15 protein-coding genes are annotated in these 20394 nt (G+C 72.5%); 6 read left to right on the top strand and 9 right to left on the bottom strand.

Annotated elements, in window-relative coordinates; translation table 11 throughout:
- Nucleotides 1-194: hypothetical protein (locus tag AMK13_RS44380; protein ID WP_206745846.1), on the bottom strand; the 194-nt coding region annotated here is incomplete at its 3' end.
- Between AMK13_RS44380 and AMK13_RS13160 the strand changes: the two genes are divergently transcribed.
- Nucleotides 184-852: a YdcF family protein gene (locus tag AMK13_RS13160; RefSeq protein ID WP_074002333.1), complete on the top strand. Its 669-nt coding sequence runs from the start codon at nt 184-186 to the stop codon at nt 850-852. The two genes, AMK13_RS44380 and AMK13_RS13160, sit on opposite strands and share 11 nt — an antisense overlap.
- Before the next feature lie 497 nt (nt 853-1349).
- On the opposite strand, the gene AMK13_RS13155 is transcribed toward AMK13_RS13160, so the two are convergent.
- A complete protein-coding gene (locus AMK13_RS13155; protein ID WP_049651584.1) occupies nt 1350-4205 on the bottom strand; it encodes a DEAD/DEAH box helicase in 2856 nt (951 codons plus the stop codon).
- A gap of 268 nt (nt 4206-4473) precedes the next feature.
- Between AMK13_RS13155 and AMK13_RS13150 the strand changes: the two genes are divergently transcribed.
- Nucleotides 4474-4848 (top strand): hypothetical protein, encoded by a 375-nt coding sequence (locus AMK13_RS13150; RefSeq protein WP_074002332.1) that lies wholly within the window; start codon nt 4474-4476, stop codon nt 4846-4848.
- Between the two features lie 70 nt (nt 4849-4918).
- On the opposite strand, the gene AMK13_RS13145 is transcribed toward AMK13_RS13150, so the two are convergent.
- On the bottom strand, nt 4919-6091 hold the full coding sequence (locus tag AMK13_RS13145) for an aminotransferase class V-fold PLP-dependent enzyme (RefSeq protein ID WP_241852864.1): 1173 nt from the start codon (nt 6089-6091) through the stop codon (nt 4919-4921).
- A gap of 92 nt (nt 6092-6183) precedes the next feature.
- On the opposite strand from AMK13_RS13145, the gene AMK13_RS13140 reads away from it, so the two are divergent.
- Together AMK13_RS13140 and AMK13_RS13135 are read left to right on the top strand one after the other, a co-directional pair.
- The gene (locus tag AMK13_RS13140) at nt 6184-8250 is read left to right on the top strand and encodes a S9 family peptidase (RefSeq protein ID WP_198959342.1); all 2067 of its coding nucleotides are present in this window, start codon (nt 6184-6186) and stop codon (nt 8248-8250) included.
- Between the two features lie 182 nt (nt 8251-8432).
- Nucleotides 8433-10799 carry an immune inhibitor A domain-containing protein gene (locus AMK13_RS13135; protein WP_074002331.1) on the top strand — a complete coding sequence of 789 codons (2367 nt, stop codon included), beginning with the start codon at nt 8433-8435 and terminating at the stop codon, nt 10797-10799.
- A 121-nt stretch (nt 10800-10920) separates the two neighbouring features.
- On the opposite strand, the gene AMK13_RS13130 is transcribed toward AMK13_RS13135, so the two are convergent.
- Nucleotides 10921-12357 carry an MFS transporter gene (locus tag AMK13_RS13130; protein ID WP_074002330.1) on the bottom strand — a complete coding sequence of 479 codons (1437 nt, stop codon included), beginning with the start codon at nt 12355-12357 and terminating at the stop codon, nt 10921-10923.
- Between the two features lie 86 nt (nt 12358-12443).
- Here AMK13_RS13130 and soxR point away from each other — a divergent pair, with 86 nt between their 5' ends.
- Complete coding sequence (gene soxR / locus AMK13_RS13125) at nt 12444-12917, top strand: redox-sensitive transcriptional activator SoxR (RefSeq protein WP_049651587.1); 474 nt, start codon at nt 12444-12446, stop codon at nt 12915-12917.
- Between the two features lie 150 nt (nt 12918-13067).
- Here the strand turns inward: soxR and AMK13_RS13120 are convergent, their stop codons facing one another.
- Genes AMK13_RS13120 through AMK13_RS13100 form a run of 5 tightly spaced genes read right to left on the bottom strand, consistent with a single transcriptional unit; the run spans nt 13068 to nt 18774 of the window.
- A complete protein-coding gene (locus AMK13_RS13120; protein ID WP_049651588.1) occupies nt 13068-14069 on the bottom strand; it encodes an ABC transporter ATP-binding protein in 1002 nt (333 codons plus the stop codon).
- On the bottom strand, nt 14069-15067 hold the full coding sequence (locus AMK13_RS13115) for an ABC transporter ATP-binding protein (RefSeq protein WP_049651589.1): 999 nt from the start codon (nt 15065-15067) through the stop codon (nt 14069-14071). The genes AMK13_RS13120 and AMK13_RS13115 overlap by 1 nt, the downstream gene beginning before the upstream one ends.
- Entirely contained in the window at nt 15067-16053 is a 987-nt protein-coding gene (locus AMK13_RS13110) for an ABC transporter permease (protein ID WP_074002329.1), read from the bottom strand. Before AMK13_RS13110 ends, AMK13_RS13115 begins: the two co-directional genes overlap by 1 nt.
- Nucleotides 16050-17012 (bottom strand): ABC transporter permease, encoded by a 963-nt coding sequence (locus AMK13_RS13105; protein WP_074002328.1) that lies wholly within the window; start codon nt 17010-17012, stop codon nt 16050-16052. Before AMK13_RS13105 ends, AMK13_RS13110 begins: the two co-directional genes overlap by 4 nt.
- A gap of 13 nt (nt 17013-17025) precedes the next feature.
- Nucleotides 17026-18774 (bottom strand): ABC transporter substrate-binding protein, encoded by a 1749-nt coding sequence (locus AMK13_RS13100; RefSeq protein ID WP_049651592.1) that lies wholly within the window; start codon nt 18772-18774, stop codon nt 17026-17028.
- Nucleotides 18775-18936: 162 nt separating this feature from the next.
- Here AMK13_RS13100 and AMK13_RS13095 point away from each other — a divergent pair, with 162 nt between their 5' ends.
- Complete coding sequence (locus AMK13_RS13095; protein ID WP_074002327.1) at nt 18937-20388, top strand: aminopeptidase P family protein; 1452 nt, start codon at nt 18937-18939, stop codon at nt 20386-20388.
- The last annotated feature ends 6 nt before the right edge of the window (nt 20389-20394 follow it).

Genomic DNA, 20394 nt, shown 5'->3' with positions numbered 1-20394 from the left:
GGCGCTTCACCCGTCACCTTCACCATCTGACCGACCACGCGACTGCCGGGGAGCGTCTCGCCCTGCTGGACACGGCCGAGGTACTGGCGGACACGTACGGTACGACCCACCAGCGAAGGAGCATCCGAGGCATCCGGTCCGGATTCCAGCGGGAACGGTGCCTTCAGTGAGCGGGAGAAGAACGTGGCGGACACTCAGCAGCACGAGATCACCGACCGACAGTGGGCGGACGCCACGCTGATCTGGGTATACCACCAGATGGGGCACGAGCGGCGGCCGTGCGATGTGGCGATCGGTCTGGGCTGCCACGACCTCGGAGTGGCGGCCCAGACGGCAGCCCTGTACCTGGACGGCCTGGTGCGGAGGATCGTGTTCACGGGCGGGCCGAATCCGTCCCGGCCGGAGCTCTTCCCCCGAGGTGAGGCCGTGCACTTCACCGAGCACGCCATCGCCCTCGGGGTCCCCGAGCATGCGATCCACCAGGAGCCCCGCGCCCGCAACACCGGGCAGAACATCCAGTTCTCCCGTGACGTCCTGGAGGCCGCCGGCATCGAGGCACGGTCGGTGCTGCTCGTGACCATGCCGTACATGGAGCGCCGGGCGTTCGCGACGTGCCGCAAGGTGTGGCCGGAGGCCGAGGTGGTGTGCGCCTCGACCCCGATGAGCCTGAACGACTACGTGAAAAGCATCGGCGACGACAAGCTCGTGATCGACAGCCTCGTGGGCGACCTCCAGCGGGTGATCGAGTACCCGAGGCGCGGGTTCGCCGTTGCCCAGGAGGTTCCGGAGACGGTTCATGATGCGTACCAGCGGCTCCTGGCCGACGGATTCGACAGCAAGACGCTCAACTGACGCGGCGCCGCCCCCCGGGCTGGTGTGCGCTGTCCACCAACCCAACTTCCTCCCCCGGTGAAAGCGGCCCTCGAAATGGCATGAGAGGTGTTCGGCGCCCTCGCTCGGGTGGAGCGAGGGCGCCGGGGTTCAGCGTGGCAGTCGAGTTCCTCGTCTCCATGGGAAGTCGACCGTATCGATTTCCTACGCACCCCTCACAGGTTCCTTGCCGCTTCGGCGGCGCCGAAGCGGCAAGGGCCACTCCCTTTCCGTCGTCGTGCCCCTGCCCCTGCCGTCGGCGAGGGCAGGGGCAGCTCTTCTGCGCAGGAAGTCGGCTGGGCCGACTTCCTGCACGACTCCGTGGAGGCCCAGCGGCGAGGCGAAGCCGAAGCCGCACAGGGGGTGGGGGTGGCCGAAGGCCTGGCGCTTCCCCACCTTCGCCGTCAGGGAGGTGGGAATGCGGAAGGGCCCGCGCGCTCGGGTGGGTGAGCGGGCGGGCCCTTGCGGGGGTGCTGCGGTCAGCCGACGGAGGAGTAGGCGATGATGCCGCGGCGGAGGCCGTCGACGGCCTTGCGGGCGGTCTTGCGGAGTTCGACGTCCTCGCCGGCGGCGTCCTGGATCTGGCCCAGGACGTCGATCAGCTGCTTGGTCCAGCGGACGAAGTCGCCGGCCGGCATGTCGGCGTCGCGCAGGACCTGGTCGAGGTTGTGGCCGAGCGCCCAGCGGTAGGCGACCCAGGCGAAGCCCAGGTCGGGCTCGCGCTGGCCGACGCCCTCGGCGGTGTTGATCCGGTGCTGCTCCTCCAGGGCGTCCAGGTGGCCCCAGATCCGGACCATCTTGCCGAGCGCCTCCTTGGCCGCGCCCTCCGGCACCCGGGGGGCGCCGGCGTCGTCGGCCTGGCGGGCCTCGTACACCAGCGCCGAGGCGCAGGCGGCGAGTTCGGCGGCGGCCAGGCCGCTCCAGACGCCTTCGCGGATGCACTCGGAGGCGAGCAGGTCGAGTTCGCCGTAGAGCCGGCCGAGCCGCTTGCCGTCGTCGGTGACGGTGTCCCCGCTGAGGTAGCCGAGGTCGGTGAGCAGCCCGCAGACCCGGTCGAAGGTGCGGGCGATGGTGTGGGTGCGCGAGCGCATCCGGCGTTCCAGCAGTTCGGTGTCGCGGTGCAGCCGGTGGTAGCGCTCGGCCCAGCGGGCGTGGTCCTCGCGGTCGGAGCAGCCGTGGCAGGGGTGCTGGCGCAGTTCGGTGCGCAGCCGGGTGATCTCCGGGTCGTCGGCGGCGGCCGCGCGGCCGCGCCGGAACCGCTCGGGCTCCAGGTGGCCGGCCTTGGTGCGCAGCGCCGAGGCGAGGTCGCGCCGGGACTGCGGGCTGCGCGGGTTGAAGGACTTGGGGATGCGCAGCCGGTCGACGGCGACGACCGGGTGCGGGAAGTCGATCATGGCGAGCCGCTTGACCTGCCGCTCGGCGGTGAGCACCACCGGGCGCGGGCCGTCCTGGTAGTCGGGGTGGCGCGGGCCGCCCCGGCCGGAGCGGTTGACCGGCGGCAGGCCCGGGTCGAGGACCAGGGCGAGGCCGGCGAACTTGCCGGTGGGCACGTGGATGACGTCGCCCGGCTTGAGCTGCTCGATGGACTCGACGGCGGCCGCGCGGCGCTGGCTGCTGCCCTCGCGGGCCATCTCGTTCTCGCGGTCCTTGAGCTTGCGGCGCAGCTCCATGTACGCGTCGAAGTCGCCGAGGTGGCAGGTCATCGACTCGCGGTAGCCCTCCAGCCCCTCCTCGTTGCGCTGGACCTGGCGGGCGATGCCGACCACCGAGCGGTCCGCCTGGAACTGGGCGAAGGACGTCTCCAGCAGCTCGCGCGAGCGGTGCCGGCCGAACTGGGAGACCAGGTTGACGGCCATGTTGTACGAGGGCCGGAACGAGGACTTCAGCGGGTAGGTGCGGGTGCCGGCCAGGCCGGCCAGCGCCTCCGGGTCGAGGCCGCGCTGCCACAGCACCACGGCGTGGCCCTCGACGTCGATGCCGCGCCGCCCGGCCCGGCCGGTGAGCTGGGTGTACTCACCGGGGGTGATGTCGGCGTGGGTCTCGCCGTTCCACTTGACCAGCTTCTCCATGACCACCGAGCGGGCGGGCATGTTGATGCCGAGCGCCAGGGTCTCGGTCGCGAAGACGGCCTTGACCAGGCCCTTCACGAAGAGCTCCTCGACCACCTCCTTGAACCGGGGCAGCATCCCGGCGTGGTGGGCGGCGATGCCGCGCTCCAGCCCGTCCAGCCACTCGAAGTAGCCGAGGACGTGCAGGTCCTCGTCGGGGATGTCGGCGCAGCGCTCCTCGACGAACGCCCGGACGAGGGCGCGGTCGGAGTCCTTGTTGAGCCGCAGGCCGGAGCTGAGGCACTGCTGGACGGCGGCCTCGCAGCCGGCCCGGCTGAAGATGAAGGTGATCGCGGGCAGCAGGCCCTCGGCGTCGAGCCGGTCGATGACGTCCACCCGGCCCGGCGTCCAGACCCGGCCGGGACGGCCGTTGGGCATCGAGCGGCCCCGGCCGCGGCCGAAGCGGTCGCGCGGGTTGCGGTCGAGTTCGGAGCGGGCGAGCCGGACCAGTTCGGGGTTGACGGCCTTGCCGGGGTTCTTCAGGCTGTGCTTGGGGCGGCCGTCGCGGTCCGGGTCGGCGAACAGGTCGTACATCCGGTTGCCGGCCATCACGTGCTGCCACAGCGGCACGGGGCGGGTCTCGGAGACGATCACCTTGGTGCCGCCGCGCACGGTGTCCAGCCAGTCGCCGAACTCCTCGGCGTTGGAGACGGTCGCGGAGAGCGAGACGAGGGTGACCGACTCGGGGAGGTGGATGATGACCTCCTCCCAGACGGCGCCGCGGAAGCGGTCGGCGAGGTAGTGCACCTCGTCCATCACGACGTAGCCGAGGCCGTCGAGGGTGCTGGAGCCCGCGTAGAGCATGTTGCGCAGCACCTCGGTGGTCATCACCACCACGGGTGCGTCGCCGTTGACGGTGTTGTCGCCGGTGAGCAGGCCGACCTTGGCGGCGCCGTAGCGCTTGACCAGGTCGCCGTACTTCTGGTTGGAGAGCGCCTTGATCGGCGTGGTGTAGAAGCACTTGCGGCCCGCGGCCAGGGCCAGGTGCACGGCGAACTCGCCGACGATCGTCTTCCCGGAGCCGGTGGGGGCGGCGACGAGGACGCCGGAGCCGGCCTCCAGCGTCTCGCAGGCCTCCAGCTGGAAGTCGTCCAGCGGGAAGTCGTACAGCTGCTGGAAGCCGTACAGGGCGGTGGCCTGCTCCTGCGCCCGGCGACGGCTGGCCGCGTACGCCTCGGCGGGGCTGAGCTCCTGGTCGTCCTGGGGCTCTGGATCGGGGGTGTTCATCGCCGTCCGGGTGTGATTGGTGTGATCTCGCATCTCAGCGAGAGGTTACCCGGGTGGACTGACATCGATAGCACCGTTTTTCCGTGCGACGGATTCACTCCCTCGGCACACTCCCGGGATCAGTTCCCTCTCAGATCCATAGTTGCAAATGTCTTCAAGTGATCGGGACGGAGTCAGGCCCGATCGTCTCCGGTCATTCCTGGTGGAGGCCGGTGACGGCTCCCTACCGTCGTCGTCCCAGCCACCACGACACGGGAGGACCGCCACGATGGCGAACCTGGAGACGTCCCTCAAGGAGTCCATGGCGATCGAGGGCGCGATCGGCGTCGCCCTGGTCGACTGCGGCAGCGGCATGGCCCTCGGCACCCTGGGGGACGGCGCCGAGCTGGACCTGAACGTCGCCGCGGCGGGCAACACCGACGTGGTCCGCGCCAAGATGCGCACGATGGAGATGCTCAACCTGCACGACGTCGAGATCGAGGACATCCTGACCACGCTGACCCACCAGTACCACCTGGTCCGGCCGCTCACGGCGCCCGGCGCACGCGGACTCTTCCTCTTCCTCGCGCTCCACCGCAGCCGCTCCAACCTGGCGATGGCCCGCCACCGGCTCACCCAGATCGCACTCGCGCTGGAGGTCTGACCCCGGCCGATCCGGGGAAGCCCGGACCGGCCCGGGAAAGACCGGACCGGCCCGGGGAGGACCGCCGCGCCTAGCCCTTCAGCAGCTCCGCCAGCCCGTCCGCCAGCCGCTCGTACTCCTCCGGCCGGTTGTACAGCTGCGCGCTGACCCGCAGCACCCCGCCGCCGGCCCAGGGGCGGACGGCGATCCGGGTGCCGAACCGGTGCCACACCTCGGCCATCAGCGCCTTCACCTGCGGCTCGGTCTCGCCGTACCCGGCCGGCAACCGGACGGTGCGCATCCACACCCCGGGCGTCGCGGGCAGCGGCGCCAGGCCGGCCCGCTCGGTCAGCGCATGGCGGCCGTACGCGGCGAGGGCGGTGTTGTGGGCGGCCACCGCCGGGTGGCCGAGGCCGCGCAGCAGCTCGAAGCCGGCCGGGGCGGCCAGCCAGGGCGTGTAGTCGCAGGTGCCGCGCCACTCGACGTTGCCCGGGAAGCCCTTGTCGTGCTCCCAGGACAGTGCCAGCGGGCGCACCCGGCCGGTCCACTCGGGGCGGACGGCGAGCACCCCGGTGGCGCGCGGGGCGAAGGCCCACTTGTGCAGGTTGCCGAACCAGAAGTCGGCGTTCGGGTCGATCGGGGCGGGCAGCATGCCGGGGGCGTGGGCGCCGTCCACCACGGTGGTCACGCCGCGGGCGCGCAGGTCGGCGAGCAGGGCCGGGCCGGCGACCAGGCGGGCGGTGGGCGAGGTGAGCTGGTCCAGGACGGCGACGGTGGTGCGGCCGTCCACGGCGGCGAGCACCGCCTCCCGGACGGCCTGCTCGTCGGGGGCGTCCAGCGGGACGGGGGCCACCACGAGTTCGGCGCCGGTCTCGGCGGCCTTGCGGGCGGCGGCCTGGGTCACCGCGCCGTAGCCGTGGTCGGTGACCAGGATCCGGTCGCCGGGCGCGAACGGGATGCTGTCGAGGGCGATCGCGACCGCCTCGGTGACGTTGGAGACGAGCGCGAGCCGGTCCGGGTCGGTGTCGAGTTCGGCGGCGATCAGGGCGCGGGCGGCGGCGATCCGGGCCGGGAGGTCGGCGAAGAAGCCGTCCGGGTCCTGCTCGTGCTCGGTGCGCAGCCGGTCCTGCGCCCGCTGGACGGGGACGGGCACGGCGCCGAAGGAGCCGTGGTTCAGGTGCGCGGTCCGCGGCGACACGCTGAACAGCCCGTCGGCGGCGGGCAGTGGCGCCGGGGGTTCGACGGTCCGCAGGTCCTCGATCACGGTTTCCTCCGCTCACTGGCGCACACTGGTGTGTGACATTTCACATGACAGACTACTGGTCGGGACACGCACCGCGCGACCACCATCGGGCCGTGACCATCACCGACGCCTTCCTTGCCCTCAGCGCCCGTACCGGTCGGTTCACCTTCGGCGCGCCGCGTGCGTACACCTTCGCCGAGGACGGTACCCGGCTGCTGCTCCTCCGCTCCAGCGGTCCGGAGGATCCGGTCGACCGCCTCCACCTGCTCGACACCGCCACCGGCGAGGAGCGGCTGGTCGCCGACCCGGCCGCGCTGCTGCCCGGCCGCACCGGCCGGCGCGACGACCTGCCCGTGGTCGAGCGCCGGCTGCGCGAACGCAGCCGGCTGGTCGCCGCCGGGATCGGCACGTACGCCGCCACCGCCGACCTCGCCACCGCCGTCTTCACCCTGGACGGCCGGCTGTTCCGCACCGACACCACCGCCGGCACCAGCGACGAACTCCCGGTCGCCGGGCCCGCGTTCGACCCCCGGCCGGACGCCACCGGACAGCGCGTCGCCTACGTCGCCGAGGACGCCCTGTACGTCACCCCCGGCCTCGAACCGCTCTCCCCCGCCGACGGCGCCCGCTGGGGCGTCGCCGAGTTCGCCGCCGCCGAGGAGCTCGGCCGCCACCGGGGCCACTGGTGGCGCCCGGACGGCGGCGCGCTGCTGGCCGCCCGGGTCGACGAATCCGCCGTCCCCCGACGGTACTTCGCCGACCCGGCGCACCCCGGCGAGGCCCCCGAGGACTTCGCCTACCCGCAGGCCGGCGGCCCCAACGCGGACGTCCAGCTCTGGGTGCTCGGCCTCGACGGCACCCGGGTCCGACTGCGTTGGGACACCGAGGAGTTCCCGTACCTCTGCGCCGCCTCCTGGACCTCCACCGACGAGGTGCTGCTCACCGTCGCCGACCGCCTGCAGCAGAACGTGCTGCTGCTGAGCGCCGACCCGGCCACCGGTGACACCGCCGAACTCTCCCGCACCACCGACGAGTTCTGGGTGGACGACCTGCCCGGCACCCCCGCCCGGCTGGCCGACGGCCGGCTGCTCACCGTCCACGACACCCCGCAGGCCCGCGGCCTCGCGCTCGACGGCAAGCCGCTGGACACCACCGGCCTGCAGATCCGCCGGGTCGTCGGCCGGCTGCACGGCCGACTGCTCTGCGAGACCGGCGAGGGCGACCCGTTCGACCAGTACGTCCACCTGGTCGACCCGGACGGCGGCGCACCCGAGCCGCTCGCCTCCGGCCCCGGCCTGCACTCGGCGCTCGCCGCCGCCGACACCCTGCTGCTCACCTCGGCCACCGCCGACGGCGTCCGGCGCGTCATCAGCCGCGACGGCCACGAGCTGGCGCTCACCGACCTCAGCGAGCCGCTGCCCCACCGGGTGGAGCCGCAGCTCGCCCGGGTCACCGAACGCGCCCTGCCCAGCGCCGTGGTGTACCCGCGCGGCCACGTCCCCGGCACCCGGCTGCCCGTCCTGCTGGACGTCTACGGCGGGCCCGGCTACCAGGCGGTGGCCGCCGAACCGCGCCGCTGGCAGCTCAAGCAGTGGTGGGCCGACCAGGGCTTCGCGGTGGTCACCGTCGACAACGGCGGCACCCCGTTCGTCTCCCCGGACTTCTCCCGCACCATCTTCCGGCGGATGTCCCAGGTGGCGCTGGACGACCAGGTCGACGCGCTGCACGCGCTCGCCGAGCGGCACCCGGACCTCGACCTCGGCCGGGTCGGCGTGCGCGGCTGGTCGTACGGCGGCTACTTCGCGGCGCTCGCCGTGCTGCGCCGGCCAGACGTCTTCCACGCCGCCTGCGCGGGCGCCCCGCCCACCGACTTCCGGCTCTACGACACCGCGTACACCGAGCGCTACCTCGGCCTGCCGCAGGAGAATCCGGAGGGCTACGCCGACGACTGCCTGCTCCCCGACGCGCCCGGTCTGAACAGGCCGCTGCTGCTGATCCACGGGCTGGCCGACGACAACGTCCACCCCTCGCACACCCTGCTGCTCTCCCAGGCGCTCACCCGGGCCGGCCGCCCGCACAACGTGCTGCCGCTGCCCGGCGCCACCCACATGACCCCGGGCGGGCTGCTGGAGCAGCTGGCCCAGGCCGAACTCGCCTTCCTGCGGGCCTCCTTGGGCTGATCCGCAGCAGCGTCGGGGCCGCCGGGTGACGGCCCGGCAGTCGAAGGGCGTCGCACCCCCGGGTGCGGCGCCCTTCCGCTTGCCGCACACCTCTTTCACGTAACCCGTGACATGTGAAATATTACCTGCGCTTCACCTACCGATGACCGAGGCACCCCCATCCCCCGGAAAGGACCGGTCAGTTGCGCAGACTGTCCGCGGCCCTCGCCGCCGCACTCACCACGAGTGCGATAGCGGCCACCCTGCTGGGCACCCCCGCCCAGGCCGCACCCCCGACCCCCGCCACCCTCGCCGCCGCGTCCGCCGACGCCCAACAGGGCGCCGAGGCCCCGCCCGCCCCGCTCGCGCCCCAGGAGCGCGAGCGCCAGGCGCTGCGCGGCAAGGCCCTGGAGCAGCTCAACAAGGGCACCGTCGCCAAGGCCGCCGGCAAGCGGGCCCCGGCGAAGGTGAAGGTCGGCAACGACTACGTCCAGCTCGCGCACCAGCGCACGGACAAGGTCTTCGTGATCCTCGCCCAGTTCGGCGACCAGGTCGACAACACCACCCAGTGGAACGGCCAGCCCCGCTACGGCGGCACCCCCGGCCCGGCCCACAACCAGATCCCCAAGCCGGGCAAGGACGACAACCACACCCTGTGGTCACAGGACTTCGACCGCGGCTACTACCAGAAGATGTTCTTCGACGACACGCCCGGCGCGGTGTCGATGCGCAACTACTACCGCACCCAGTCCTCCGGCCGGTACGACGTCGAAGGCACCGTCAGCGACTGGGTCACCGTCCCGTACAACGAGGCCCGCTACGGCAGCAACAAGGGCCCGCAGGGCTCCGGCGCCTGGACCCAGGGCCAGGAGTTCATCCGGGACGCCGTGAAGGCCTGGTACGACGGCGAGGTCGCCAAGGGCCGCTCCGCCGCCGACATCAAGGCGCAGCTCGCCCAGTACGACGTCTACGACCGCTACGACCACGACAAGAACGGCGAGTTCGCCCAGCCGGACGGCTACCTGGACAACGTCGTCGTGGTGCACGCGGGCGTGGACGAGACCTGGGGCGGCGGCGCCCAGGGCGCCGACGCGCTGTGGGCGCACCGCAGTTGGACCTTCCCGGACGCGACCGGGCAGACCGGCCCGGAGGGCAACAAGATCGGCGGCGCCCCCGTCGGCGACACCGGCCTGTACGTCTACGACTACGTCCAGGCGGGCGAGAACAGCGGCGTCGGCCTGTTCGCCCACGAGTTCGGCCACAACCTCGGCCTGCCCGACCTGTACCCCACCAACGGCGGTGACAACAGCGTCAACTTCTGGTCGCTGATGTCCTCCGGCTCCTACCTGGGCAAGGGTCCGAACACCACCGGCGGCTACCCCGGCGACCTCGACGCCTGGAGCAAGCTGCAGTTCGGCTGGCTCGACTACGACGAGGCGCAGGCCGCCACCCGCTCCACCCACGCACTCGGGGTGAGCAGCTACAACACCGACCAGGCCCAGGCCGTCCTGGTCCACCTGCCGGACGGCACCACCCGCACCGACCTCGCCGACCCCTACGAGGGCGGCCGGCAGTGGTGGAGCGACACCGGCGACAACCTCGACAACTCCCTGGCCCGGGACGTCGACCTGCGCACCGCCGCCGGACCGGCCGCCCTGGACGCGGCGGTCTGGTACGACACCGAGCAGGACTACGACTTCCTGACCGTCGAGGCCTCCACCGACCAGGGCAAGCACTGGACCTCCCTCGGCGGCACCGTGGACGGCGCCCCGATCGGCAACACCAGCGCCAACACCCCTGGTCTGAGCGGCAGTTCCGGCAGCTACAAGCAGCTGCACATCCCGCTGGACGGCTACCTCGGCCAGCAGGTCCGGCTGCGCTTCCACGTCACCTCGGACGGCAACACCCACGGCCGGGGCGTGCTGGTGGACGCCGTCAAGGCCACCGCCGGCGCCGCCGTGCTGTTCGCCGACGGCGCCGAGAACGGCGCGAACGGCTGGACGGCCGGCGGCTTCACCATCATCGACGGCCGCACCGCCGTCAAGCAGCACCCGCGCGCGTACCTCGCCGAGAACCGCCGCTACACCGGCTACGGCGAGTTCCTGAAGACCGGCCCGTACAACTTCGGCTACAGCGGCGTCGCGGGCAAGGCCAACGTGGTGGACAACTACCCGTACCAGGAGGGCGTCCTGATCTGGCTGTGGGACACCTCGTACGGTGACAACAACACCAAGGACCACCCCGGCGGCGGGCTGATCCTGCCGATCGACGCCCGTCCGGCGCCGATCCGCTTCGGCGACGGGACGCTGGTCAACGGGCGGGCGCAGACCTACGACGCGACCTTCTCGCTCAAGCCGACCACGGCGTTCACCCTGCACAAGGGCGGCGTCGCGGTGCGCATCCCGTCGAAGCCGGCCGTCCCGGTCTTCAACGACCGCACCGGGGTGTACGGCGACCCGGCCACGCCGCAGCTGACGGTGAAGGTCCCGGACACCAACACGAAGATCGAGGTCGTCCGGGAGTCCCAGGGCGGCAGGATCACCACCGTCCGGGTGGGCCCGGCCTCCTGACCGGTACGTGAAGGGCCCCGGATCCCCCCGACGAAAAGGGATCCGGGGCCTGCTCGTGTGCCCGGGGCCTGCTCGTGCGCCCGGGCCTGCTGGGTACCCGAGGCCGGCCGGATACCCGGGGTCAGCGCCCCAGGCTGCGCGCGGTGCGCGCGGCGGTGACCACCCCCAGGACGGTGATCGCGGCGATCCCGAAGGTCATGTACCGGGCCGAGTCGACCGGGCTGTCCCCGCCCAGGTTGACCAGGGTGCCGGCCAGCGCCGAGGTCACCGAGAAGGCGATCAGCTGGGTGGTGTTGATCGCCGCGGCCGCCTTGCCGCCCTCGGCCGGGTCGCTGCTGCTGCGCATCGCGGCCACGCTCAGGTGCGGGAAGGCCAGGCCTATCCCGGTGCCGGCGGCGAACAGCGCCACCGCCCAGAGCAGCACCCGGAGCCCGGAGGCGTGCCCGGTCTGCGACAGCCCGTACACCAGCAGGCCGCCGACCAGCACCAGCGGGGCGACCCGGATCGCCAGGGCCCGGCCGCGGGCCGACTCGATGCCGACGCTGAACAGCTGGGCGGCGGTCCAGCCGGCCGAGGTGGCGGCGCCGAGGAAGCCGGCCACCAGCGGGCCGAGGCCGCCCAGCTGCTGGCCGAACAGCGGGATGAAGTTCTCCGTCACCACGCCCGCGCAGAGCACCGCGACGGTCAGGTAGAGCCACTTCAGGGGGTTGCCGGGCCGGTAGGTCTGCCGCGGCAGCACCGTCGCCGCCGAGCGTCGCTCGACCGCCGCGAAGCCCACCAGCAGCGCCAGTCCGGCGAGCAGGCAGAGCGCCGTCGGCCAGCCGGACGGCACGGTCGAGCTGACGCTGAAGACGGCCGCCGCCAGGGTGAGCAGCAGCAGCGAGGGCAGCGGCACCGGGCCGCCGCCCCGACCCGTGCCGGAGCGCCCAGGCAGCACCCGGCGGGCCAGCACCGCCAGCACCAGCGCGGCGGCCAGCAGCAGGACGTACGCCCCGCGCCACGCGCCGAGCTGGGCGAAGAGCCCGCCCAGCGACGGCCCGACCAGGGTGCCGACGCCCCACATCGCGGAGACCAGTCCGGCCGCGCGGGTCCACAGCCGCTCGGGCAGGGCGCTGCGGATCACCGCGTAGCCGAGCCCGGCCACCAGCCCGCCGCCGAGGCCCTGCACCACCCGGCCGAGGATCAGCGCCGCCATCGACGGGCTGAGCGCGTTGACCACGGCGCCGGCGCCGAAGACCAGGAAGCCCAGGACGTAGGCCCGGGCCGCGCCGAGGCGCTCCAGCAGCCGGCTGACCAGCATCGAGGCGATCACGGCGGCCATCAGGAAGCCGGTGGCCACCCACGCGTAGTACCGCTCGCCGCCGATGTCGGCGACGATCGAGGGCATCAGCGCGGCGGTGAAGTAGAGGTTCATCGCGTACAGCGCGACGCCGCCGGCCAGGATCGAGGCGGGGGCGGCGTACCGGCGGGAGAAGAGTTCGCGCCACCCGGCGGCGGCCCCGGCGGACTGCGACTCCGGTGCGTAACTGCCCTGCTCAGCAGGGGAGGTGTCGGTCACTACGGCAGATGATTCGGTCACGTCCGGTACGCTAGGACTTCAAGGGAACTTGAAGTCAAGGAAGCCGAAGGAACCGAGGAGTCGCCATGACCACCGCGCCGGTCGACCTGCTGAGCGTCGGGGAGGTGGCCCGGCGGGCCGGGATCGCCACCTCGGCGGTGCGCTTCTACGAGGACCAGGGGCTGATCTCCTCCGAGCGCACGGCCGGCAACCAGCGGCGCTACCGGCGGCACGTGCTGCGCCGGATCTCGCTCATCCTGGTCGCCAAGCGGCTCGGCATCCCGCTCTCCGAGGTCGCCGAGGTCTTCACCGGCCTGCCCGAGGACCGGATGCCCGGCAAGCACGACTGGGAGCGCATCTCCCGGCGCTGGGCCGAGCAGCTGCGCGCCCGCCGGGCCGAGCTGGAGCGGCTGGAGGACGAGCTGACCGGCTGCATCGGCTGCGGCTGCGTGTCGCTGCGCCGCTGCCGGGTGCTCAACCCGGGGGACGAGCTGGCCGCCGAGGGGCCGGGCCCCCGCCGGCTGCTGCCGGAGGAGGGCCTGCTGCCCGTCGAGGAGTGAAACGCCGTCGACGGGTGAGGCTCCGTCGACGGGTGAGATGCCATCGGCGAGTGGGACGCCGTCGACGCGTGGGCGGGGAAGGGGTTGGAACCCGGCCGGACGCGGCCCTCGCAGGGTTCCCCGCCGCGTCCGACCGGGGGCTTGTGCGGCTCAGACCTCCGGGAAGTGGCAGGCCGCCTGCCGCTCGCCGGGCCCGGCGATCCGCAGCAGCGGCCGCTCGGTCCGGCACAGGTCCTGGGCCTTCGGGCAGCGCGGGTGGAAGGTGCAGCCGGGCGGCGGGTCGGCCGGGCTCGGCGGGTCGCCGAGCAGCACGATCCGCTCCCGGGTGCGCTCCGCCTCCGGGTCGGGCAGCGGGACGGCGGACAGCAGCGCCCTGGTGTACGGGTGCGCGGGGCTGCCGTACACCTCGGCCTTGTCGCCGATCTCCACGATCCGGCCCAGGTACATCACCGCGACCCGGTCGCAGACCCGCTTGACCACCGAGAGGTCGTGCGCGATGAACACGTACGCCAGCCCGAGCTCCTGCTGGAGCCGCTCCATCAGGTTGACCACCTGGGCCTGGATGGAGACGTCCAGCGCGGAGACCGGCTCGTCGGCGATCACCAGCCGCGGCGAGGTGGCCAGCGAGCGGGCGATGCCGATGCGCTGGGCCTGGCCGCCGGAGAACTCGTGCGGGTAGCGGTCCAGGTGCTCGGGGATCAGCCCGACCAGCTCCATCAGCTCGGCGGCCCGCTTGCGCGCGGCCGCCGCGCTCTCGCCCTGGACGAGCAGCGGCTCGGAGATGATCCGGGCCACCGTCTGCCGGGGGTTGAGCGAGGAGTACGGGTCCTGGAAGACCATCTGGAGGTCGCGCCGGTGCGGCCGCAGCCGGGCCTGGGAGAGCCCGCCGATCTCGGTGCCGTCGAAGGTGACGGTGCCCGAGGTCGGGTCGAGCAGCCGGACGATCATCCGCCCGGTGGTGGACTTGCCGCAGCCGGACTCGCCGACCAGGCCGAGCGTCTCGCCCGCGCCGACGTCGAAGCTCACCCCGTCCACCGCCCGGACCGGCGCACCGGGGCGCCCGGTGCGGCTCCGCCGGCCGGGGAAGGTCTTCACCAGGTCCCGTACGGACAGCAGCGGTCCGGCCGCGTCCTTCGTCGACGGTGTGGTCATCACAGCACCCCTTCCGGCACCAGCGGCAGGTGGCAGGCGGCCTGGTGGCCGGGGGCGAGCCGGTCGAGCACGGGGCGCTCGGCCAGGCAGCGGGAGTGCTCCTCGGCGGACGCCGCGGTGGTGCGGGCGCAGCGCGGGGCGAAGGAGCAGCCGGGGGCGGGGGCGATCAGCGACGGCGGGCTGCCGGGGATGGCGCGCAGCGGGGCGTCGTCGGTGTCGTCCAGGCGCGGCAGCGAGTCCAGCAGGCCGCGCGTGTACGGGTGCGCGGGCTGCGCGAACAGCCGGTCCACCGGGGCCTGTTCGGCGGCCCGGCCGCCGTACATGACCAGCACCTCGTGGGCGACCCGGGCGACCACGCCGAGGTCGTGGGTGATCATCACGACGCCGAGGCCGCGCTCCTGCTGGATCCGGGCGATCAGGTCGAGGATCTGCGCCTGGACGGTGACGTCGAGCGCCGTGGTGGGCTCGTCGGCGATCAGCAGCTCGGGCTCGCAGGCGAGCGCCATGGCGATCATGACGCGCTGGCGCATGCCGCCGGAGAACTGGTGCGGGTACTCGTCGACCCGGCGGGCCGGCTCCGGGATGCCGACCTCGGCCAGCATCTCCACCGCCTTGGCCCGCCCGGCCTTGCGGTTGGCCTTGAAGTGCACCCGGTAGTGCTCGGCGATCTGCTCCCCGACGGTGTAGAAGGGGTGCAGGCTGGACAGCGGGTCCTGGAAGATCATCGCGATCCGGCGGCCCCGGACGGTGCCCAGCTCCCGCTCCCCGAGCCCGTTCAGTTCCTGCCCGTTCAGCCGGATCGAGCCGGTGACGGCGGCGCCGCGGTGCAGGCCCATGACGGCGAGCGAGGTGACGGACTTCCCGCTGCCCGACTCGCCGACCAGCCCGAGGGTGCGACCGGCCTCGACGGCGAAGGAGATCCCGTCCACCGCGCGGACGGTGCCGCGCGGGGTGTCGAAGGCGACCTTGAGGTCCTCGACCTCCAACAGCCTGGTCATCAGTACCTCACTCTCGGGTCGACGAACGCGTAGAGCAGGTCGACCAGCAGGTTCGCCGCGACGATGAAGAAGGCCGCGAGCAGGGTGACGCCGAGGATCACGGGCTGGTCGGAACGGGCCAGCCCGTCGTAGAACAGCCGGCCGACGCCGGGCAGACCGAAGATCGACTCGGTGATGACCGCGCCGGCCAGCAGGCCGCCGAGGTCCATGCCGAAGATGGTCAGGATCGGCGTCATCCCGGAGCGCAGCCCGTGCTTGACGGTGACCGTCCGCGGCGGCAGGCCCTTGGCCCGGGCGGTGCGGATGTACGGCTCGGCCATCGCCTCGATCATCGAGTTGCGGCTCTGCCGGGCGTACATGGCCGCGTACAGCAGGGCCAGCGCGATCCACGGCAGCAGCAGGTTGGAGCCCCATGCGAAGGGGTTCTCGGTGAACTTGTGGTACGAGGGGTAGGGCAGCACGCCGGCCGTCCTGACCAGGCCCCAGATCAGCATGATCGAGGTGAAGTAGACCGGCAGCGAGGCGGTGCCGACGGACAGCACCATCAGGGTCTTGTCGATCGGCCTGCCCTTGCGCAGCGCCGAGGTGACGCCCGCGCCGAGGCCGAGGACCAGCCAGAGCACGGCCGCGCCGAGGGCCAGCGAGATGGAGACCGGCAGCCGGTCGGTGAGCAGGTCCCAGACCGGCAGCCCGTACTCGTAGGAGTAGCCGAGGCAGGGGAAGCCGCAGTGCACCGCGCTGGGGCCGGAGCCGTAGTCGCGGCCGGCGAAGATGCCGCCGAGGTAGGCGAGGAACTGGTCCCAGACCGGCTTGTCCAGGCCCATCGCCGACTTGACGTCGGCGAGCCGCTCGGGGCTGCAGGTCTTGCCGCAGGCGGCCGCTGCCGGGTCGTTGGGCAGCAGGTAGAAGATGGTGAAGGTGATGGCGCAGATGGCGAGCAGGATGCCCGCCACGCCGAGCAGCCGGCGGCCGAGGTAGAGGATCACGACCGGCCTCCCCGGGGGTCGAGGATGTCGCGCAGCGCGTCGCCGAGCAGGGTGAAGGCGAGCACGGCGACGAACAGGAAGGCGGTCGGGATCAGGAAGTAGGTCGGGTCGGTCTCGTAGTGCACGATGCTCTCGGCGATCATCTGGCCCCAGGACGCGGTCGGCGGGCGGACGCCCACGCCGAGGTAGCTGAGCGCGGCCTCGGTGGCGATCATGCCGGGGACGAGCAGGGTGGTGTAGGCGATGATCGGGCCGGAGACGTTCGGCAGGATCTCGCGGGTGAGGATGCGCCAGGAGCGCGCCCCGCCGACCTTGGCGGCCTCGACGTACTCGCGGTGCTTGAGCGAGAGGGTCTGGCCGCGCACCACCCGGGCGATGCCGGGCCAGGTGAACAGCCCGATCACCAGGGTGATCAGCAGGATCCGGTTGACGTCCTTGGCCACCGACATCATCGCGATCATGAAGATCAGCGAGGGGAAGGACATCGTGAGGTCCATCAGCCGGGACAGCAGGGTGTCGACGCGCCCGCCGAAGTAGCCCGCCGCGATGCCGGCCAGGGTGCCGGCGATCACGACCACGGCGGTCGCGGTGAACGCGATCAGCAGGGACACCTGACCGCCGTGCAGCACCCGGGCGAACAGGTCGCGGCCGCTGCCCGGCTCGACGCCCAGCCAGTGCCGGGCGCTGATGCCGCCGAAGTCGCCCCGGGGCACGCCGCCCAGGTACGGGTCGACGGCGCGCTTGTCGAACTCCTCCGGGGTCCAGCCGCCGAGGGCGCTGAGCGGTCCGGCCAGCGCCGTGACCAGGATCAGCACGCCGACGGTGATCAGCCCGAACCGGGCCGAGCCCTTGGCCCACAGCTGGTCCCAGACCAGCCGCCAGGGCCCGCGCCCGGCACTCTTCTTGGCGCCCCCCGCCGTGGCGTCGGCCACGGCGGCGGGCTCAGTGGTGGTACTCATCGCTGCCGGCCCCTCACTTGCCCTTGGCGGGGTCCTTGAGGCCGATGGCACCCAGGTCGAGCATCCCGGCGTAGCCCTGGTTGCCGAAGGCGCCGGCCACGTTGGTGCCGACCAGCAGGGGGCGGCGCTGCCAGATCAGCGGGACGGCCGGGGCCTTCTTCGCCAGGTCCTGGTCCAGCTGCTGCCAGGCCTTGTTGGCCTCGTTGACGTCCGTCATGGCCGCGATCTGGTCCATCCGGTCCATCGTGGCCTGGTCCTTGAACTGGCTCAGGTTGCCCTGGTTGCCCTTCTCCTTGATGGTGCGGCCGTCGAACTGGAACGGCAGGAAGGTCGCACCGGAGGGGTAGTCGGGGCACCAGCCGCTGATGGTCAGGTCGGGGGCGTTCTTGATGTCGCCGACGGTGTCCTGGAAGGCGGACGGGTCGGTGGTGTTGATGGTGACCTGGACGCCGGCCTTGGACAGCGACTGCTGGATCGCCTCGGCGCGGCTCTTGTCGCCGAGCGAGACGGTGAGCGAGACCTTGAGGTCGCTCTTGCCCGCCTCCTGGAGCAGCTTCTTGGCCTTCTCCGGGTCGCCGGCCGCCGGGACCTTCAGCGGGTCGGACTTGACGCCGCCGGTCAGCGAGGGCGGCAGATAGGAGGTCGCCACGTCGGCCATCGCCGGGCCGCCGAAGGCCGTCACCTGCCCCTCGCGGTCGACCGCCCACATCATCGCCTCGCGCACCTTCGGGTCGTCGAAGGGGGCCTTGGAGGTGTTCATGTACAGCATGTCGGTACAGCCGGTGACCTCGGCGGCCATGCGGGACTTGACGTCCGGCTTGGGCAGCACCTTGGCGACGGTCTCGTGCGCCATCCACGGCATGTTGATCGCGTTGGCGTCGGCGCCGTCGCTGGCGATGATCCGGTCGTCGGCCTGGCCGCCCTTGATGCCCTCGGTGACCACGACCTTGTCCGGGTAGGCCTTGCGGACGGTGTCGGTGGCCGGGTCCCAGTTGGTGTTGCGGACCAGCACCAGCTGCTTGCCGCGGTCGTAGGTCTCGATCTTGTACGGGCCGGAGGAGAACGGCCGGGCGTCGTACTGGGTGCCCTTCTCCTGGGACTGCGGCACCGGGGAGAAGGTCGGCAGCGAGACGGTGGAGGAGAACTCGGCGACCGGGCGCTTCAGGTGGAAGACGATCGTCTTGTCGTCCGGGGTCTCGATGCTCGCCAGGTGCTCGCCGTTCAGCGGGCCCTTGTAGTTCTCGCCGCCGGCCAGGTACTGGATCGCGTAGTCGGGGCCGCCGGTGAGGTCCGGGGAGAAGGACCGCTCGACGTTGTACTTGATGTCGGCGGCCTTGATCGGCGAGCCGTCCTCGTACTTGAGGCCGTCCTTGAGGGTGAAGGTCCACACCTTGCCGCCGTCGGAGGACTTGCCGAGGTCGGTGGCGAGGTCCGGGACGATCTCGCTGCCCGCCGCGCCCGGCTCGGCCTTGAAGGTGGTCAGGGTGCGGTAGATCAGCCGGGTGCCGAAGTCCATGTGCGGCACCACCCAGCTGCGGGCCGGGTCGAGGTGGGCGAAGTCCTGGTTGGTCAGGACGGTGAGGGTGCCGCCCTTGGCAGGGGTGCCGCCGATGACCGAGCCGGACGCGGCGCCCGGGCCCTTGCCGTCGGAGGGGGCGGCGTCGCTGCCGCCGTCACTCTTGTCGTTGGAGCAGGCCCCGAGGCCGAGGGTGAGGGTCGCCGCGAGGGCCGCCGCGAGGGCGGCGTGGGTGCGCCTGGTCATGTTGCAACTCCGCTGTGGGGGGCCCGATCCGCCGGATCTGGCCGCTGCGCTGTGTGACCCGTAACATAGTAATGTGAAATTGCACTGCACAAGAGGTGACGGCTCCCGTTACCGACCTGTGTCCGTGCCAGCATCTCCCCCGCCCCGCCAAGGAGTTCACCGGTGACCCTTCCCCCGACCGGCCTCAACACCGGGAGCCACGACCTCCCGGTCTCCCCCGCCCTCGCCTCCTTCATGGCCACCAGCTGGGCCGCCACCCCGCTCCCCGCCGACCGGCGCGTCCCCGGCCACGACCGCTTCCCCGGCCGCCGCGCCCGGCTCTCCGCCGCCTTCCCCGGCGAACGGCTGGTCGTCCCGGCCGGCCGGCTCAAGGTCCGCTGCAACGACCTCGACTACCGCTTCCGCCCGCACAGCGCGTACGTCTGGCTCACCGGCCTCACCGGCGAGGACCAGGCCGACCACGTCCTCGTCCTCGAACCGGCCGGCCCCGAAGGCCACGAACCCGTCCTCTACCTGCGCCCGCGCTCACCGCGCGACGGCGGCGAGTTCTACCGCGACCGCCGCTACGGCGAGTTCTGGGTCGGCTCCCGGCCCGACCTCGCCGAAGCCGCCCAACTCACCGGCGTACGCACCGAACACCTCGACGACCTCGGCAAACTGCTCACCGGCCCCCAGCCCCCCACCCGGGTCCTGGCCGGCACCGACCCGCTCGTCGACGAGGCCACCGGACGGCCCGCCGACGGCCGGCGGGACGGCGAACTCGCCGCCGTCCTCTCCGAGTTGCGCCTGGTCAAGGACGAATGGGAGATCGGACAGCTGCAACTGGCCGTCGACCACACCACCACCGGCTTCGAGGACGTCGTCCGCGCCCTGCCCACCGCACTGCGCCACCACCGCGGCGAACGCTGGATCGAGGGCGTCTTCGACCTGCGCGCCCGCGCCGAGGGCAACGGCACCTCCTACACCACCATCGCCGCCTCCGGCGCCCACGCCTGCGTCCTGCACTGGATCCGCAACGACGGCGCCCTCGACCCGAACTCCCTCCTCCTGCTGGACGCCGGCGTCGAGACCGACACCCTCTACGCCGCCGACATCACCCGCACCCTGCCGCTCAGCGGCACCTTCACCCCGATCCAGCGCCAGGCCTACGACCTCGTCCTCGCCGCCCAGAGCGCCGGCATCGCCACCCTCCGCCCGGGCGCGCGGTTCCGCGACTTCCACCGCGCCGCCATGCGGGTCATCGCCGAAGGCCTCGCCGACTGGGGCGTCCTGCCCGTCTCCGCCGAAGAGGCCCTCGCCGAGGACAACGGCCTCTACCGCCGCTACACCCTCTGCGGCAGCGGCCACATGCTCGGCCTCGACTACCACGACTGCGCCAAGTCCCGCGCCGACCGCTACCTCGACGCCACCCTGGAGGAGGGCATGGTCCTCACCGTCGAACCCGGCCTCTACCTCCAGCCCGACGACGAGACCCTCCCCGCCGAACTCCGCGGCCTCGGCATCCGCATCGAGGACGACCTCGTCATCACCCCCGACGGCGCCCACCTGATGTCCGGCGCCCTCCCCCGCACCGCCACCGACGTCGAGTCCTGGATGGCGACCCTGCTGTCCTGAGGAGGC

Source organism: Streptomyces sp. CB02056 (assembly GCF_001905545.1).
Taxonomy (GTDB): domain Bacteria; phylum Actinomycetota; class Actinomycetes; order Streptomycetales; family Streptomycetaceae; genus Kitasatospora.
The sequence above is the reverse complement of the archived record's forward strand: the minus strand, read 5'-3'. Positions and strand labels throughout refer to the sequence as shown.